The organism is Neptuniibacter sp. (genome assembly GCF_024231755.1).
In the GTDB taxonomy this organism is placed as follows: domain Bacteria; phylum Pseudomonadota; class Gammaproteobacteria; order Pseudomonadales; family Balneatricaceae; genus Neptuniibacter.
Map to the genome: position 1 here is coordinate 1 of NZ_JAAEQH010000299.1, position 1,868 is coordinate 1,868.

Here is a 1,868-nt window from a genome sequence, read left to right on the forward strand (position 1 = left end):
CTTGCTAGGCCAGGTTATGGAGTTTTGCTGAGTTCCGTACTGAGTTTCCCAATTGCTATCTCTAATGTATAAGAGGATTTGTCAACGGCAACGAAAACCAACCAGAAACTTTACCAACCAGACAGAATTTGGCAAAATCGCTATGCTATTAGCTTGCTAGGCCAGGTTATGGAGTTTTGCTGAGTTCCGTACTGAGTTTCCCAATTGCTATCTCTAATGTATAAGAGGATTTGTCAACGGCAACGAGAACCAACCAGAAACTTTTCCAACATTGTGTTTATTAAGTACGCCAGTTCTCAAAACCAGCGCCATGGTACAAAAAAGAACACTGCACTGAGCATGGCATCGACTTGGCCTGGCGTAGAGTTAGCGCGGACATATGGAAAATGAACGAGAAGTGAGCAAAAACAAATCATAACAGCGACTATGAGCTAAAACAACGCATATCCTTGCATATCCTACTAATAACGACGCATTCAGATCAAATGCCCGCCGGGTTGTGCACCCAAGGGTACTGTTTTGGACAGGGCTGGCAGCTGCGAATTTGGTGTTCCCCAGAGATCAGGTCGGGTGTTTTGAAGTTGCAGATGTAGTTGGTGCCGCACGGAGGTCTTCTGGCCAGCGCACTGCCTGCTTTTGGGCATTGGAACGGTGGGAATTGACCGATTTCCGACAGCGACGTCGGCTTCCTCATCCACTGGACCAGCTGCGACATGGTCACTATGTAGACATCCTTCTTGCGACAGAGTTCGCCCAGGAACGCCTCCAGAGCAGTCAGACCAGCATTCTCTGGCATCGCTGTCAAGAAGTCTGCATTGACGGTCATGATGAAAGGCGCACGGTTGCTGGTGTAACTGCGCTCGAAATTCTAGAATGGAAAACTAGCTACATAACGAAACTAAGTAACAAGGCACTGCATGTACACGGTGTTTTTTTGAAGTGAACAAGTTTGATTTTGAATAACTCTGCTCTCACTCAACCGATCTAAATAAAAATCGCAGTGCTTAAAGTAAACTATTTAGGCTGCCGCCGTACCGAATTTGATCAAAATCCACCTCACCCGCCATGGCACGTAACTGACCTGTAGACCACTACGAGTGCTTATGTTCTCGACATAAAATTAGAGCAGCACTCTATCCTTATGTTACGACACAAGAACCTTATGTTTATGTTTATGTCGCCATTGTGCTAGCGCTTATGTTTATGTTTATGCTTATGTTTATGTTTATGTTTATGTTTATGTTGCCATTATGCTAGGGCCTTCAGCTGATAGCTCAGTGGTGTAGTGGTTAGCACAAGTGACCGGCAATACAAACGTAGCTCAGTACTTGTCCATACAGTTTGTAGTTAGGTATGGCCTTACTAGTGTTAAATTCATTGTGGCGAACTTTCAAAATAAGCCCCGTTCAAGGGGGCTTCTCTTGAGAGTGTCAATATGATGTTAGCACCAATAGGAAAGGATTCAAGAAATCAATAGGATTGCGCAGTTTCTGACAGTATACATACCTGTCTGAGGACCTGCAACGCGCTGTCAGCGGTCTCATTGACACGCATCGCAGCTCTGATCATGGCCGCCCGCTTGTAGTTCTGAATGATCGGGATGTAATAGCCGAAGAACTGGTTCAGTGGTATCTCCCAGATGCCCGGGTGAGGCTTCACTGGACAGCCGCCACGTTCGCACTTCCAACGGAGCAGGTAGTCGAGCGTCTGTGGCCAGAACGGCACTCCATCGCTGGTCGGCTTCGCGGACAACGTGTTGTCCCAACTGAACCCTGCCTGACGCATCATCTGCAAAAAGAAGTAAACATGCTTGCCAACATCGACCAAAACGGTACTGATATTTCAGGAAGTTTAATTTTTGTCACTTC

The 1,868-nt window shown here is 46.4% G+C and carries 2 protein-coding genes; one reads left to right on the top strand and one right to left on the bottom strand.

The window, feature by feature from the left end; genetic code table 11:
- Positions 1 to 481: 481 nt before the first annotated feature.
- Complete coding sequence (locus GY843_RS17790; protein WP_297311610.1) at positions 482 to 826, bottom strand: hypothetical protein; 345 nt, start codon at positions 824 to 826, stop codon at positions 482 to 484.
- Between the two features lie 821 nt (positions 827 to 1,647).
- Between GY843_RS17790 and GY843_RS17795 the strand changes: the two genes are divergently transcribed.
- Positions 1,648 to 1,868: hypothetical protein (locus GY843_RS17795; protein ID WP_297311612.1), on the top strand; the 221-nt coding region annotated here is incomplete at its 3' end.